The organism is Streptomyces sp. NPDC058812, assembly GCF_042744565.1.
GTDB classification, from domain to species: domain Bacteria; phylum Actinomycetota; class Actinomycetes; order Streptomycetales; family Streptomycetaceae; genus Streptomyces; species Streptomyces thinghirensis.
In genome coordinates this window covers 383,457-398,463 of the sequence record NZ_JBHYOB010000004.1, presented here as the reverse complement: position 1 = coordinate 398,463, position 15,007 = coordinate 383,457, and the positions used below count along the sequence as shown (strand labels likewise).

Annotated in this window: 13 protein-coding genes; 11 read left to right on the top strand and 2 right to left on the bottom strand. The window is 70.7% G+C overall.

Annotated features, from left to right (window positions below):
- The first annotated feature begins 5 nt into the window (after nucleotides 1-5).
- Nucleotides 6-1,511 carry a NuoM family protein gene (locus tag ACFW48_RS11410; protein WP_386312868.1) on the top strand — a complete coding sequence of 502 codons (1,506 nt, stop codon included), beginning with the start codon at nucleotides 6-8 and terminating at the stop codon, nucleotides 1,509-1,511.
- Nucleotides 1,508-2,929, top strand: coding sequence for an NADH-quinone oxidoreductase subunit N (locus tag ACFW48_RS11405; RefSeq protein WP_386312865.1), 1,422 nt, complete (start codon nucleotides 1,508-1,510; stop codon nucleotides 2,927-2,929). The genes ACFW48_RS11410 and ACFW48_RS11405 overlap by 4 nt, the downstream gene beginning before the upstream one ends.
- Before the next feature lie 102 nt (nucleotides 2,930-3,031).
- Here ACFW48_RS11405 and ACFW48_RS11400 read toward each other — a convergent pair whose 3' ends face one another.
- The gene (locus ACFW48_RS11400) at nucleotides 3,032-3,469 is read right to left on the bottom strand and encodes a hypothetical protein (RefSeq protein WP_003974483.1); all 438 of its coding nucleotides are present in this window, start codon (nucleotides 3,467-3,469) and stop codon (nucleotides 3,032-3,034) included.
- Between the two features lie 529 nt (nucleotides 3,470-3,998).
- Between ACFW48_RS11400 and hemL the strand changes: the two genes are divergently transcribed.
- From hemL to ACFW48_RS11355, 9 genes are all read left to right on the top strand, one after another.
- Nucleotides 3,999-5,315: a glutamate-1-semialdehyde 2,1-aminomutase gene (gene hemL, locus ACFW48_RS11395; protein WP_386312863.1), complete on the top strand. Its 1,317-nt coding sequence runs from the start codon at nucleotides 3,999-4,001 to the stop codon at nucleotides 5,313-5,315.
- A gap of 41 nt (nucleotides 5,316-5,356) precedes the next feature.
- Nucleotides 5,357-6,004, top strand: a complete 648-nt coding sequence (locus ACFW48_RS11390) for a histidine phosphatase family protein (protein WP_386313073.1) — start codon at nucleotides 5,357-5,359, stop codon at nucleotides 6,002-6,004.
- A 139-nt stretch (nucleotides 6,005-6,143) separates the two neighbouring features.
- On the top strand, nucleotides 6,144-7,433 hold the full coding sequence (locus ACFW48_RS11385) for a hypothetical protein (protein WP_386312861.1): 1,290 nt from the start codon (nucleotides 6,144-6,146) through the stop codon (nucleotides 7,431-7,433).
- A gap of 66 nt (nucleotides 7,434-7,499) precedes the next feature.
- Complete coding sequence (locus ACFW48_RS11380) at nucleotides 7,500-8,195, top strand: TlpA family protein disulfide reductase (RefSeq protein ID WP_386312859.1); 696 nt, start codon at nucleotides 7,500-7,502, stop codon at nucleotides 8,193-8,195.
- 1 nt (nucleotide 8,196) lies between these two features.
- Nucleotides 8,197-8,967, top strand: a complete 771-nt coding sequence (locus ACFW48_RS11375) for a cytochrome c biogenesis CcdA family protein (RefSeq protein WP_386312856.1) — start codon at nucleotides 8,197-8,199, stop codon at nucleotides 8,965-8,967.
- A 3-nt stretch (nucleotides 8,968-8,970) separates the two neighbouring features.
- Entirely contained in the window at nucleotides 8,971-10,752 is a 1,782-nt protein-coding gene (locus tag ACFW48_RS11370) for a cytochrome c biogenesis protein ResB (protein WP_386312853.1), read from the top strand.
- Complete coding sequence (ccsB, locus tag ACFW48_RS11365) at nucleotides 10,749-11,888, top strand: c-type cytochrome biogenesis protein CcsB (RefSeq protein ID WP_386312851.1); 1,140 nt, start codon at nucleotides 10,749-10,751, stop codon at nucleotides 11,886-11,888. Before ACFW48_RS11370 ends, ccsB begins: the two co-directional genes overlap by 4 nt.
- Nucleotides 11,889-11,994: 106 nt before the next feature.
- Nucleotides 11,995-12,588, top strand: coding sequence for an RNA polymerase sigma factor (locus ACFW48_RS11360; RefSeq protein WP_386313070.1), 594 nt, complete (start codon nucleotides 11,995-11,997; stop codon nucleotides 12,586-12,588).
- The gene (locus ACFW48_RS11355) at nucleotides 12,585-13,514 is read left to right on the top strand and encodes a CU044_5270 family protein (protein WP_386312849.1); all 930 of its coding nucleotides are present in this window, start codon (nucleotides 12,585-12,587) and stop codon (nucleotides 13,512-13,514) included. The genes ACFW48_RS11360 and ACFW48_RS11355 overlap by 4 nt, the downstream gene beginning before the upstream one ends.
- Here the strand turns inward: ACFW48_RS11355 and ACFW48_RS11350 are convergent.
- On the bottom strand, nucleotides 13,511-14,926 hold the full coding sequence (locus ACFW48_RS11350; protein ID WP_386312846.1) for a condensation domain-containing protein: 1,416 nt from the start codon (nucleotides 14,924-14,926) through the stop codon (nucleotides 13,511-13,513). The two genes, ACFW48_RS11355 and ACFW48_RS11350, sit on opposite strands and share 4 nt — an antisense overlap.
- Nucleotides 14,927-15,007: the final 81 nt, after the last annotated feature.

The following is a 15,007-nucleotide window of genomic DNA, read 5'->3' as shown; positions in this document are numbered from 1 at the left end:
CCCCTGTGCTGAGCGTCGTCACGTTCCTGCCGCTGCTGGTGTGCGCCGTACTGCCGCTCCTGCCGCGCACCCTCCCCGAGCGGGTGTACGTGTGGGTGTGGATCGCCACCGCCGCCGTGGACCTGGCCCTGGTCATCGGCCTGTGGGCCGGCTACGACCCCGACGGCGGGATGCAGTACGAGCAGCGGGCGCGCTGGATCCCCAGCGCGGGAGTCGGGTACCACGTGGGCGTCGACGGCCTGTCCCTGCCCCTGGTCGCCATGACCTGCCTGCTGTTCCTGGCCGTCGCCGTCCACTCCCTGCGCGAAAGGCGGCGAGTACGCTCCTACGTCTGCCTCTTCCTGTTCCTGCAGACCGTCAGCATCGGTCTGTTCGTCGCCCTCGATCTCATCCTGTTCTTCGTCTTCTTCGACCTGTCGATCGTCGGCATGTTCTTCGTCATCGCGGGCTGGGGACACGGCGAACGGGCCCGGGCCGCGGCGCTGAGGTTCTTCCTCTACACCTTCGTCGGCTCTCTCGCCCTCCTGCTCGGCTTCATCGGCCTCTACCTGGCGGCCGACCCGCACACCTTCGACATCGTCGACCTCACGCGCGTCAACCCGCTGGCCGGACGCGGCCTGTACGCGGGCCTGGTACTGCTGGCCATCGGCGTCGGACTGGCGATCAAAACGCCGACCGTGCCCTTCCACACCTGGCTGCCGCCCGCCCACACCGACGCCCCCGCCACCGGCTCGGCGATCCTCGCCGGGGTCCTGCTGAAAATGGGCACCTACGGGTTCGTCCGCATCGCCATGCCCCTGCTGCCCGGCAGCTGGCGCCACTACGCGCTCGTCATCGTGATCGTCGGAGCCGTGTCCGTCGTCTACGGGGCCCTGGTGGCGTTGGCACAGACGGACTTCAAACGCATGATCGCCTACACGTCGGTCAACCACATGGGCTACATCGTCCTGGCCGTCGGCGCCGCCGGGACACTCGCGGGCAGCGACGCCCAGGCGCGCACCTTGGCGGTGACCGGAGCGGTCACCCAGATGGTCAGCCACGGACTGATCACAGCCGCCCTCTTCCTGCTCGCCGGTGTGCTCTACGACCGCGGACGCACCTACACGATGGACTCGTACTCGGGCCTGGCCGCTCACGCCCCGCGCTTCGCGGCGGTCACCGCGGTCGCCGCGTTCGCCAGCCTCGGCATTCCCGGCTTCTCCGGCTTCATCGCCGAATTCCAGATCTTCACCGGTAGCCTGGCCTCCCACGCGATCGCCACCGCCGTCGCCGTGACCGGCATCCTGATCACCGCCGGCCTGTTCCTGATCGCGCTGCGGCGCATGTTCCTCGGCGCCCCGCGCCTGCCCGAGACCGTTCCCACCGGCGGTATCCGCGACCTGAGAAAGGCCGAGGCGCTGTCCACGGTGCCGCTGCTCGCGGTGGCCTTCGTGATCGGCGTCGCACCGCGCTGGCTGCTGGACGTCATCGAACCGGCCGGCCGTACCCTGACGGGCCTGGTGGCGCGGTGAACGAGAACCTCGCCGCCCTCGTCCCCGAGATCGCCCTCCTCGGCGCCGCCGTCGTCGGCCTCCTGACCGGCTCCTGGCTGCCCCGCCGGCGCCAGTGGGTCGTGGCCGTGCTCGCGGCTTCCGCCTGCGCGGTCGGCCTGGCGGCAACCGCCGTCACCATGACCACCGGCCGCGAACAAACCGTCTTCGCCGCCGCGTTCGCCGTCGACACCGCCACCGACACCGGCCGGCTCATCGTTCTCGTCGCCCTGTTGCTGGTCATCGGCATGTCGGTGGAGACCGTGAGGGGCCACAAACGCGAAACCGAGTACTGGGTACTGCTCCTGATGACCGGAGCCGGCACCCTCGTCCTCATCGGCGCGAACGACCTGCTGACGCTCTTCGCCGCCTACCTGCTGGCCGGCGTCCCCGCCTACGCGCTCGCCGGTTTCGCGAAGGACGCCCCCGGCACCGAAGCCGCGCTGAAGTACTACCTGATGGGCGCGCTGCTGGGCATCATCATGCTCGCCGGCACCGCGCTCCTCTACGGCGCCGGTCACGCCACCCACTACAGCGAGCTCGCCACGACCCTGCCGTCCGCCCCCTACGGACTCGTCGCCGTCGGACTCGTCGGCGTTCTCGCCGGCCTGCTCTTCAAGATCGGCGCGGTACCGGCCCACTTCTGGGTGCCCGACGTCACCGACGGGGCTCCGGCACCCGTCGCCGCGTACGTCACGACCCTGCCCAAAGTCGGTGGCCTGATCGCCGGTTACCGACTGCTGCACCAGGCATTTGCCGACAGCGACGTCAACTGGTCATTGCTCATCGCGATCCTCGCCGCGGTCACCATGACCCTGGGCAACCTCGCGGCGTTCTTCCAGACCTCTGTCAAACGCCTGCTCGCCTACTCCACGATCAGCCAGGTCGGCTACCTCCTCATGGCTCTGGCCGTCACCACCCGCAGCGACACCGCCCAGCGGAGCCTGCTGCTCTATCTGGCCGCCTACGCCGCCACCAACCTCGGCGCCTTCGCCGTCGTCACGACGCTTCCCCAGGCCCGTGCTCTCGCCGACTACCGCGGCCTCGCCCGCCGCCGCCCCGGCCTCGCGGCCGTGCTCGTCGTCTGTCTGCTGGGCCTGGTCGGCACGCCGCCCACCGGCGTCTTCCTCGGCAAGCTGGAGATCTTCAGCGCGACCATCGACGGCGGCTACACCTGGCTCGCCGCCCTCGCCGTCGCCAACACCGTCGCCTCTCTCTTCTACTACCTGCGCTGGCTCGGCCCGCTGTTCCTCACCACCGACACGGCACCCGCCGACACGCATGCGGGCTCAGGACGTTGGCCCGCCGTCACCGCACACCTGGCAGCCGCCCTCTCCCTCTCGCTCGGCATCGCCGGACAGGCCGTCCTCACCGTCGCCGAGGGACCGCTGCTGCGGTGAAGCAGACGCGTCTCATCCTTCGGGTGGCGGTCCCCGTCCGCCGAGATGGCGATTCCCGTCCACCGAGATGGCGACTCCCGCCCACGCCCCCGGAATCCCGGCTCAGGGCCACACCAGGCAGTACGGCTGATGCCCCGCCTCATGCAGCCGATGGCTGAAGTCCTGCCACTCGTGCAGCAACTGGTACACATTGAACGCATCCCGGGGCCCGCCCCGGTCCGGCACCGTCGACCAGATGAAGGCCGCCGCGCCGACCGCTTCCTCGCCGATGCCGCGCAGGGGGTCGACGACGGTCATCGGGAGTTTCACGACCGCGTAGTCGGGGTGCAGGACGACCAGTTCCAGCGGCGGGACCTTGTGCAGGGGGACGCCCTCGATGCCGGTGAGGACCATGGCGGCCATGGTCTCCGGCTTGATCTTGGTGAACATGCCGTTCATCCCGAGCTCGTCGCCGCCGAGTTCCTCGGGGCGCATCGAGATCGGGACGCGGGCCGCGGTCGCGCCGTCGGGCGCGCCGAAGTACTTGTAGGTCACCCCCACCCGACCACCATTCCTGCTCCCCGCCCCCAGCCGGTCGGCCCGCCCTTCGAGCCGGTCCGGCTCGCTCGGGGTGCCGTGTGCCTGGCGTGCTTCGGTCGATTCCGCCGCCTCGCGTCGGTGCCTTCCCCGCCGGGCACGTCGAGGACCCAGGCCGTCGGTCCCCTCGCCCAGTCCGCCACCGCGATGCATATCTCCACCCGACTGCTTTTCTAGGACGCGTGGCCCCCGCCGCGCAACCCGATCATCGTGTCAGTGACCTCCCCCACGGCCGCTTGCCGAAACGTGCCGTGAAACATATGTCCGTCATATGTCCCGGGACGGTCGGCGGCCCTTCTCCGCGCCGTCTGCGTGAGCTGCGCGGACGGGCTCCAGTCTGGCAGACGGCGCGGCGGCCGGGGTGGTTGTCTACCCTGAATGAGGTCACCCTGGGCAACCAGAGGTCGGGCCGGGTCCGAACAGGGACCGAGCGGGGTCCGAGCGGAGTCCGATACGTCGGAGAAGGTCGAGAAGGTCGGAGAAGTCGCAGGTCATGAGCGAATTGGCATATCCATACGAAGCACCGGCCTCGCAGGCTCTGTTCGACCGCGCGGCGGCCGTCACGCCCGGCGGCGTCAACTCCCCGGTGCGGGCCTTCCGCGCCGTGGGCGGCACGCCCCGGTTCATGGTGTCCGGCACCGGGCCGTACCTGACCGACGCCGACGGCCGGGAGTACGTCGACCTCGTCTGCTCCTGGGGGCCGATGATCCTCGGGCACGCCCACCCCGAGGTGATCGCCGCCGTGCAGGACGCGGTCGCGCGCGGGACGTCGTTCGGCACGCCCGCCGAGGGCGAGGTCGCCCTCGCGGAGGCGATGGTCGAGCGGGTCGCCCCGCTGGAGCAGGTGCGGCTGGTGTCCAGCGGGACCGAGGCCACCATGTCGGCCATCCGGCTCGCCCGCGGGTTCACGCGGCGCACCAAGGTGATCAAGTTCGCCGGGTGTTACCACGGTCACGTCGACTCGCTCCTCGCCGCCGCCGGTTCCGGCCTCGCCACCTTCGCGCTGCCCGACACGCCCGGTGTCACCGGCGCCCAGGCGAGCGACACGATCGTGCTGCCGTACAACGACATCGACGCCGTGCGCGCCGCCTTCGCCGCCCACCCCGGCGAGATCGCCTGCGTGATCACGGAGGCCTCGCCCGGCAACATGGGCGTCGTGCCGCCGCTGCCCGGGTTCAACCAGGGGCTGAAGGACGCGTGCGCGGACAACGGCGCGCTCTTCGTCTCCGACGAGGTCATGACCGGATTCCGGACCAGCCGCGCCGGGTGGTACGGGGTCGAGGGCGTCGTCCCCGATCTGATGACCTTCGGGAAGGTCATGGGGGGCGGGTTCCCCGCCGCCGCGTTCGGCGGGCGCGGCGATGTCATGGCGCACCTCGCCCCGGCCGGGCCCGTCTACCAGGCCGGCACCCTCTCCGGGAACCCGGTCGCCACCGCCGCCGGGCTCGCCCAGCTGCGGCTCCTCGACGACGCGGCGTACGAGACCGTCGACGCGGTGTCGAAGCAGATCCAGGGCCTCGTCACCGAGGCGCTCGGCAAGGAGGGCGTCGCGCACACGCTGCAGACCGCCTCCAACATGTTCTCCGTCTTCTTCACCGACGGCCCGGTGCGGAACTACGAGGACGCCAAGGCGCAGGAGTCCTTCCGGTTCACCGCCTTCTTCCACTCGCTGCTGGAGAACGGCGTCTATCTGCCGCCGTCCTCCTTCGAGTCCTGGTTCGTGTCCACCGCGCACGACGAGCGGGCCGTCCAGCGCATCGCCGACGCCCTCCCGGCGGCGGCCCGCGCGGCTGCGGAGGCGACCGCGTGAGCGCCGGGGACGACAAGGACGACATCACCGTCGTCCACGTGATGCGGCACGGCGAGGTCGAGAACCCCACCGGCGTCCTCTACGGCCGGCTGCCCGGCTACCACCTCTCCGAGCTGGGCCGGCGCATGGCCGACCGGGTCGCCGAGCATCTCGCCCCGCGCGACATCACCTACGTCGTGGCCTCCCCGCTGGAGCGGGCGCAGGAGACGGCGACGCCGATCGCCAAGGCGCACGGACTCGACCTCGGCACCGACGCCCGGCTCATCGAGGCCGACAACGTCTTCCAGGGCAAGACCTTCGGCATCGGCGACGGCGCGCTGCGCCGGCCCGCCAACTGGAAGCACGTGGTCAACCCCTTCAAGCCGTCCTGGGGCGAGCCCTATGTCGACCAGGTCGTGCGCATGATGGGCGCGCTGGACGCGGCCCGGGACCGGGCTCGCGGGCACGAGGCCGTGGTCGTCAGCCATCAGCTGCCGATCTGGACCCTGCGGTCGTACGTCGAACGGCGGCGGCTGTGGCACGACCCGCGCAAGCGGCAGTGCACGCTGGCGTCCCTGACGACGTTCACGTACCGGGGCGACCGGATCGTGTCCGTCGGCTACACCGAGCCCGCCCGTGACCTCGTCCCGGCCCACCTCCTCGCCGGGGCGAAGCCGGTCAAGGGGCAGGGCAAGGCGTACGGGGCCTGACGGTCGGTCCGGCCCTCCCACCCGCGCAGCCGCCCATACGTGACGCTCGTTACGGAATCCGCACAGATTTCCGGAACCCGCACGTTCGTCACGTCCTCTGACTGGGTGACCACCAGAGGACGTGACGAACGAGGTTGCGATGCGCACTTCCACCCGCACTCTCACCCGCAGGGGGATGCTCGGACTCGGCGCGGGCGCCGCGGCCGCGGTCGGGCTCGCGGGCTGCGGTTCCGGCTCCCACACATCGTCGGACGGCTCGCACGAGGCCGGCGGTTCCGGGAAGCCCTCGCCTTCCGGCAGCAGCAAGGCCCCGGCCCGGCCCATCGGCGACGGCTCCACGTCGTACACCGGCAAGCAGCCGCACCAGCCGGACGCGCCCGTGCCGCTGGAGCCCGGCCAGACCCCGCCGCAGTTCGTCGTCTTCTCCTGGGACGGGGCGGGGGAGGTCGGCAACGGGCTCTTCCCGCGCTTCCTCGACCTGGCGAAGGAGCACGGCGCGCACATGACCTTCTTCCTCTCGGGCCTGTACCTGCTGCCCGAGTCGAAGAAGCGCCTCTACGAGCCGCCGAACAACCCGCGCGGGGCCTCCGACATCGGCTACCTCACCGACGCCCACGTCAAGGACACGCTCACCAACGTCCGCCGGGCCTGGCTGGACGGGCACGAGATCGGCACCCACTTCAACGGGCACTTCTGCGCCGGGAGCGGCTCGGTCGGGAACTGGACGCGGGCGCAGTGGCGCAGCGAGATCGACCAGGCGAAGGCCTTCGTGAAGGAGTGGCGCACCAACACCGGCTGGACCGACCTGCCGTCCCTGCCCTTCGACTACGACAAGGAACTCGTCGGCGGCCGTACGCCCTGTCTGCTCGGCCAGGACAATCTGCTGCCCACCGCCCGCGAACTCGGCTGGCGCTACGACGCCTCCTCTCCCGGCGGCCGTCAGGTGTGGCCGGCGAAGAAGGACGGGATCTGGGACCTGCCGTTGCAGCAGATACCTTTCCCCGGCCACTCCTTCGAGGTGCTGTCCATGGACTACAACATCCTCGCCAACCAGTCGGTCAACTCGACGAAGGCGCCCGCGCACAACTACCCGGGCTGGCGCGAACAGGCCACGAACTCGTACATATCGGGCTTCAAGCGGGCGTACGAGTCGAACCGGGCGCCCTTCTTCATCGGCAACCACTTCGAGGAGTGGAACGGCGGCATCTACATGGACGCCGTCGAGAACGCCCTCGAGCACATCGCGCGGGAGAAGGAGAAGGGCGAGGACATCCGGCTCGTCTCCTTCCGCCAGTTCACCGACTGGCTGGACGCGCAGAAGCCGGAGGTGCTGGCCAAGCTCCGTACCGTCGAGGTCGGGCAGCGGCCGGCCGGCGGCTGGCAGACCTTCCTGAAGGAGGCACCGGCTTCCTCCGGAAACGCCGCCTGAAATGCGGGTTTCCGCCCGTGAGGGGGGTGCGCAAGATCCCCGGAACGGACATGCGAAACTTTTCACATGAGTGCCGCCAGCCGCGCCCCCCTGCGCTCGAACCGCACCGCCGACCGCGCCCGTCGCCGCGTCGCCCTGACCACCGGCGCCGCCGCGGTCGCGCTGCTCGCCACCGCCTGCGGCTCCGGCGGCACCTCGGGCGGCGGTGGCAACACCGGCTTCGTCACCGGCGCGGACGGCATCTCCACCGTGGACAAGGGGGAGCGGGCCGACGCCCCCGACCTGTCCGGCGAGACGGTCGACGGCGGACAGCTCGACGTCGACGACTACAAGGGCAAGGTCGTCGTCCTCAACGTGTGGGGCTCCTGGTGCCCGCCCTGCCGCGCCGAGGCCAAGAACTTCGAGAAGGTCTACCAGGACGTCAAGGACCAGGGCGTCCAGTTCGTCGGCATCAACACCCGCGACACCTCCACCGGCCCGGCCCGCGCCTTCGAGGAGGAGTTCGGGATCAGCTACCCGAGCCTGTACGACCCGACCGGCAAGCTGATGCTCCGCTTCGAGAAGGGCACGCTCAACCCGCAGGCCATCCCCTCCACGCTCATCATCGACCGGGAGGGCAAGGTCGCCGCGCGCACCCTCCAGGCGCTGAGCGAGGAGAAGCTCCGCAAGATGCTGGAGCCGTTCCTCACCGACGGGTCCGGCGAGTCCGCCAAGTCCGGCGAGTCCGCGAAATCCGCCAAGTCCGGCGAGTCGGGGAAGTGACGTGAGCGCACTGTCCACGCTCGCCGTGGCGGGCACCAACGGCACCGTGCTCAACGGCGCCCTGCTGGTGGCCCTGCCCATCGCGTTGCTCGGCGGCCTCGTCTCCTTCTTCTCACCCTGCGTCCTGCCGCTCGTCCCCGGCTACCTCTCCTACGTGACCGGCGTCACCGGTACCGACCTCGAAGAGGCCCGGCGCGGCCGGATGGTCGCGGGCGCGTCGCTCTTCGTCCTCGGCTTCACCGCCGTGTTCGTCTCCAGCGGTGCGCTGTTCGGCTACTTCGGCCAGACGCTCCAGGAGAGCCAGGGCGTCCTGACCAAGGTGCTGGGCGTCTTCATGATCCTCATGGGCGTCTTCTTCATGGGCCTGATGCCCTGGCTCACCCAGCGCGAGTTCCGCTTCCACAAGAAGCCCGTGAACGGCCTGATCGGCGCCCCCGTGCTGGGCGCCCTGTTCGGCATCGGCTGGACGCCCTGCATCGGCCCGACCCTCGCGTCCGTCCTGGCGCTCTCCGCCGACCAGGGCACCGCCGGCCGCGGCGCCATACTGACCGTCGCCTACTGCGTCGGCCTCGGCGTGCCCTTCGTGCTCGCCGCGGTCGCCTTCCGCAAGGCGCTCGGCGCCTTCGGCTGGATCAAGCGCCACTATGTCTGGGTGATGCGGGTCGGCGGCATCATGATGATCGCGACCGGGCTGCTGCTCCTCACCGGCGTGTGGGACAGCATCGTGCAGGACATGCAGACCTGGTCCAACGGCTTCACTGTAGGGATCTGACCGATGAGCAAGACCACCACGGGCAAGACCCCGACGGACGCCTCGAAGGGCACCCCGACGGACACCTCGGCGGGCGAGGACCAGGACCTCGGCGCCGCCGGCTCCCAGCTCTCCACCGCCCCCAAGGAGGAGGCGCCCAACCTCCCCGCCCTCGGCGTCATCGGCTGGGCCCGCTGGTTCTGGCGGCAGCTCACCTCCATGCGGGTGGCGCTGCTGCTGCTCCTGCTGCTCTCGCTGGGCGCGATCCCCGGCTCGCTGATTCCGCAGGAGGGCGTCGACGCCCTGAAGGTCGAGGACTTCCGCGAGAAGCACGACATCCTCGGGCCCCTCTACGACACGCTCGGCCTCTTCCACGTCTACAGCTCGGTGTGGTTCTCCGCGATCTACATCCTGCTGTTCGTCTCCCTCATCGGCTGCATCGTCCCGCGCACCTGGCAGTTCGTCGGCCAGCTCCGCGGCCGCCCCCCCGGCGCCCCCCGGCGCCTGACCCGGCTCCCGGCGTACACCACCTGGCGCACCGGGGCCGAGCCCGAGCAGGTCCGCGAGGCCGCGCTCACGCTGCTGAAGAAGCGCCGCTTCCGCGCCCACACCGTCGGTGACGCCGTCGCCGCGGAGAAGGGCTACGCGCGCGAGGTGGGCAACCTGGCCTTCCACATCGCACTGATCGTGATGCTGATCGCCTTCGCCTGGGGCCAGCTGTTCAAGTACGAGGGCAACAAGCTGATCCTGGAGGGCGACGGCTTCTCCAACACCCTCACCCAGTACGACGACTTCAAGTCCGGCAACCTCTTCGACCCGGACCACGACCTCGCCCCCTTCAGCTTCTCCCTGAAGAACTTCCGCGGCACCTACGAGGCGACGGGCCCCAACCGAGGCACCCCGCGCGTCTACGAGGCCAAGGTCGACTACAGCGAAGGCGCCTACGGCGAGGAGAAGACGACCACCATCAAGGTCAACGAGCCGCTGGAGATCGACGGCTCCAAGGTCTACCTCGTCAGCCACGGCTACGCGCCCGTCCTCACCATCAGGGACGCCAAGGGCAACGTCGTCATGGACAAGGAGGCGACCGCCCTGCTGCCGCTGGACTCCAACGTCACCTCCTCCGGTGCCGTCATGGTCAGGGACGGCTACCGCAACGCCGAGGGCGAGAAGGAACAGCTCGGCTTCAACGCCTTCTTCCTGCCCACCTACGGCGGCGAGGGCAGCACGATGCTGTCCACCTTCCCCGCGCTGACCAACCCGATGCTGGCGCTCTCCGCCTACCACGGCGACCTCGGTGTCGACGCGGGCTTCGCGAAGAGCATCTACCAGCTCGACAAGAAGAACCTGAAGGAGTTCAAGGACTCCGACGGCGAGCTGTTCAAGAAGCAGCTCAAGATCGGCGAGACCATGACGCTCCCGAACGGTGCCGGCACGGTCACCTTCGACGGCGTCCAGGAGTGGGCCGGTTTCCAGGTCACCCAGCAGCCCGCCAGCGGCTGGGCGCTCGCCGGTGCGGTCGCCGCCATCTTCGGCCTCGCCGGCTCCCTGTTCATCCAGCGCCGCCGCGTCTGGGTCCGGGCCGTCAAGGGCGCCGACGGCGTGACGGTCGTCGAGATGGCCGGTCTCGGGCGCAGTGAGTCCGCGAAGGTCCCCGAGGAGCTGGGCGACCTCGCCGCGCTCCTGCACGAGCAGGCGCCCGGCGCACCGAACACCTCCGGCGCGCCCGACGCACCGAAGAACGACGACGACACCCCCGATTCCCCCGACACCCACGTCGTACCTGCCGAAGGGGCTGAGAAGTGACTCTCGCCACCGCAACCCAACTGGCCGCCGCGGCCAACGAGAACCTCGCGAACCTCAGCAACACGCTGATCTACTCCGCGATGGCGGTCTACACCCTCGCGTTCTTCGCCCACATCGCCGAGTGGCTCTTCGGCAGCCGCAGCAAGGTCGGCCGCACCGCCGCCGCGCTCACCGCGACCGCCGAGGGGAAGGCGAACGCGAAGGGCGCCCCGGCCGTCACCGTGCAGAAGGCCGGCGGCACCGCCGTACTGGAGCGGCCGAAGGTCGTCGTCCGCGCCGCGGCCGGCTCCCGCGACGTGCCCGACGGGCCCGGCGCGCACGGCGGCACCGAGAAGGGCGACCTCTACGGCCGTATCGCCATCTCGCTCACCGTGCTCGCCTTCGCCATCGAGGCGGGCGGCGTGCTCACCCGCGCCCTGTCCGTGAAGCGGGCGCCGTGGGGCAACATGTACGAGTTCAATATCACGTTCACGACGGTCGCCGCCGGCGTGTACCTGGTGCTGCTCGCCCTGAAGAAGAACGTCCGCTGGCTGGGCCTGCCGCTGACCACCACCGTCCTGCTCGACCTCGGTCTCGCGGTGACGGTCCTCTACACCGCCAGCGACCAGCTGGTCCCGGCCCTGCACTCGTACTGGCTGTACATCCACGTCTCCACGGCGATCTTCTGCGGCGCGGTCTTCTACGTCGGCGCGGTCGGCACGATCCTGTACCTCTTCAAGGACAGCTTCGAGAACAAGCTCGCGACCGGCGGCGAGCCCGGCCGCTTCGCCAGCTCCGTCCTGGACCGGCTGCCCGCCGCCGCCTCCCTCGACAAGTTCTCCTACCGCGTCAACGCCGCGATCTTCCCGCTGTGGACGTTCACGATCATCGCGGGGGCGATCTGGGCGGGCGACGCGTGGGGCCGCTACTGGGGCTGGGACCCCAAGGAGGTCTGGTCCTTCATCACCTGGGTCGCCTACGCCTGCTACCTGCACGCCCGCGCCACGGCCGGCTGGAAGGGCCGCAAGGCCGCCTACCTGGCACTGGCCGCCTTCGGCTGCTGGCTGTTCAACTACTACGGCGTCAACATCTTCGTCTCCGGCAAGCACTCCTACGCGGACGTGGGCCTGGGCGCCCTCCAGTCCGTCGGGTTCTGAACCGGACGCCCCACCAGGCGCCCGCCCCGCCAGGCCGGTTCCCATGACGCACGTCACGGGAACCGGCCTTCGCCGTGCGGACAGGCAAGGGGATGTGGACACGAATCTGCGGAAACGCATCCGCGCGGGGGACCACGACGCCTTCGGCGATCTCTTCGACGCGTACGCGCGCTCCGTCTACAACCACGCCTTCCGGCTCACCGGCGACTGGGCGAGTGCCGAGGACGTCGTCTCGCTGACGTTCCTGGACGCCTGGCGGCTGCGCGGGCGCCTCGACGAGGAGGGCGGATCCCTGCGGCCCTGGCTGCTGGGCATCGCCACCAACGTCACGCGCAACACCCGTCGCGCCGCCCGTCGGCACGCCGCCGCCGTCGCCCGCCTGCCTCGCGACGAGGCCGTGCGCGACTTCGCCGACGAGGTCGCGGGCCGCGTGGACGACACCGCGCAGCTGGCCCTCGTCCGCACCGCGCTGGAGCGGTTGCGGCGGCCGGAGCGGGAGGTACTGGCGCTGTGCGTGTGGTCGGGGCTCGACTACCGGGCGGCGGCCGAGGCGCTCGGGGTGCCCGTCGGCACCGTACGGTCCCGGCTCTCCCGTGCCCGGACAAAGCTCGCGAAGTACATGGAACCCGCCGGCGGGCGCGGACAGATGAAAGGTGACCGCACCACCGCGGTCGGGCCCATGAGGGAGGGAAACCGATGAAGCAGCTTCCCGAGAAGGACCTTCCGCCGGGCCGTCACCGACTCCTCAGGGAGCGTCTGATGACCGAGATCCGACGGGACGAAGAAGAGATCGCCCGCACCCCACGCCGGTGGCCGCGCCCCGCGCTCGCCGCCGCGGCCGTCGCCACCGCCGCCGCCGTCACCGTCGTGCTCCTGCCGTCCGGCGACGGCGACGCGAGCACCAAGGCACCCAGCAGGGCCACGGTCGCCCTGCTGGAGGACATCGCGCTGGCGGCCGAGCACCAGGACGGCTACGGCACCCTCCGCGACGACCAGTTCGTGTACGTGGACAGCCAGGTGTCCTACGCGCAGACCGGAGAGGGCGTGAAGACGAAGATCCCGCCCCTGCACCGGCTGGAGAGCTGGCACTCGGTGGACGGCACCCGCAAGGGGCTGATGCGGGAGACAGGCCGGGGCGAGTGGACCACGGACGCCGACGCGCGGCCGGGCGAGCCCGGCTACGAGGTCGCCACCAACCACAAGCACCTGTCCACCCTGCCCACCGACCCCGACGCGATGTACGAGTGGCTGCGGAAGACGGCCCCCGAGTACAGCGGCCAGGAGACCAACCAGGCCATGTTCGTCCTCGTCGCCGACCTGATCCGGGACGCCATCGTGCCCCCGGAGCAGAGCGCCGCCCTCTACCGGGCGGTCGCCCGCATCCCCGGCGTCACGATCGTCGAGAACGCGGTCGACGCCGCCGGACGCAAGGGCGTCGCGATCACCCGCGAGGACCCGGACAACCCCACCCGCGACGAGTGGATCTTCGACAAGGAGACCCACCGGTTCCTCGGCGAGCGCAGTGTGGCCGACGAGGACTACTCGGATGTGGAGGAGGGCACCGTCACCAGCAATACGGCTGTGCTGCGCCGGGCGGTGGTGGACGAGCCGGGCGAGCGCCCCTAGGACCTGTCGGCCTGGGGCCGGGAACGGGCGACGCTCGTGACGACGTCTCGCAGCCGCTCCACGTACAGGCGCAGGTTCTTGTGCGCCACGTCGGTGTCCGGGTACCGGGCGGCGAACCACAGGCCCTCCGGGAGCCGGGTCACCCACGCGCACACCTGGTCGCCGTACGACACCCTGAGCAGCGCGTAGGCCGACAGGTCCGGCCAGCGGGCGGAGCCCGGGACGTCGCGGGCGTCGACGTACGACACGATCGAGTACAGGTCGGGGGAGGTGGGGCGGAAGTCCGTGCCGAGCAGGCGCAGCACCCGGTCGATCGGCATGCGGGACAGCCGTCGGTTGGCCTGGAGTTCGGCGCGGACCGTGCGCAGGGCGCCGGGGAAGTCCTGGGCCTCCGCCACGGGGATCTCGATCGGCGCGCCGCCCACGTACCAGCCCACGGACTCCGACCACTGGGACCGCGACCGGGTGTGGAACGGCACGACGGTGCGGTAGACGGGGTCCCCGCCGATCTCGTGGACGACCAGCGCGGTGGCGGCCAGGACGCCGACCAGGCTGCCGCCGTAGGGACGGCAGTACGCCTCGAACGCGGCGGCGTCGGACGCGTCCACCAGCGGCTCGCACAGCAGCTTCTGCTCGGGCAGCGGGCCGCCGCCCTCCAGGCCGAGGTCGAGGGGGAAGGACGGCAGCCGCCCGTCGCACCGCCGGATGAACTCCCGCCAGCGGCCCACGATGTCGTGCTCGCCGTCGATCCGGTCGGCGTCCGCCCGCTCGGCCACGCAGAAGTCGACGTAGCTGCCGACCCGCGGACGCGGCACGGACCGGCCCTCGACGCCGGCCGCGTACAACTCGTTGATCTCGGCGGGGATGCGGTAGATGGAGTAGGCGTCGACGTTGCTGTGGTCGAAGGCCATGTAGACGCCGGCGCCGTCCTCGCGGACGACCGCCGTGTAGATGAGGTTGGGCCAGCGCAGCGCGTCGGCGACGCCGTCGAAGCGGTCCTGGAGGTGCCGGGCCAGTTCCGTCGCGTCCGGGAAGTCGCCGACGTCCTCGCGGTGCAGGGACACCGCGTCCGCCTCCAGCGTGAACCGGCGCATCGCGTCACCGGTCCCGCCGCTCCAGCGGAAGCCGCTGCGCAGCGTTTCGTGGCGCAGGGTCCAGGCGCGCAGCGCCTCCTGCAGCGCGTCCAGGTCGACCGGGCCCGGGATGTCGAAGGCCGTGCCGAGCCAGGTCGGCACGAACAGACCGTCGTCGCGGACCGACCGGGCCGTCCGGATGTGCGACTCCTGGATGTACGCCGGTGGCCGCGCGTCCTCGGGCAGCGCCGCCGCGACCTCGACGGTCGCCGGACTGAGCGTCCACTCGACGAGGCGCCCGGGCCGGATCTCGCAGCGGTGGATATCGGTCAGTCGCACGAGGGGTCTCCGTTCGCAGATGTACAGACCCGACCAAGGGAATGCCGAGCCCGCGACCGCGCACCTGGTGTGTCGGCACGG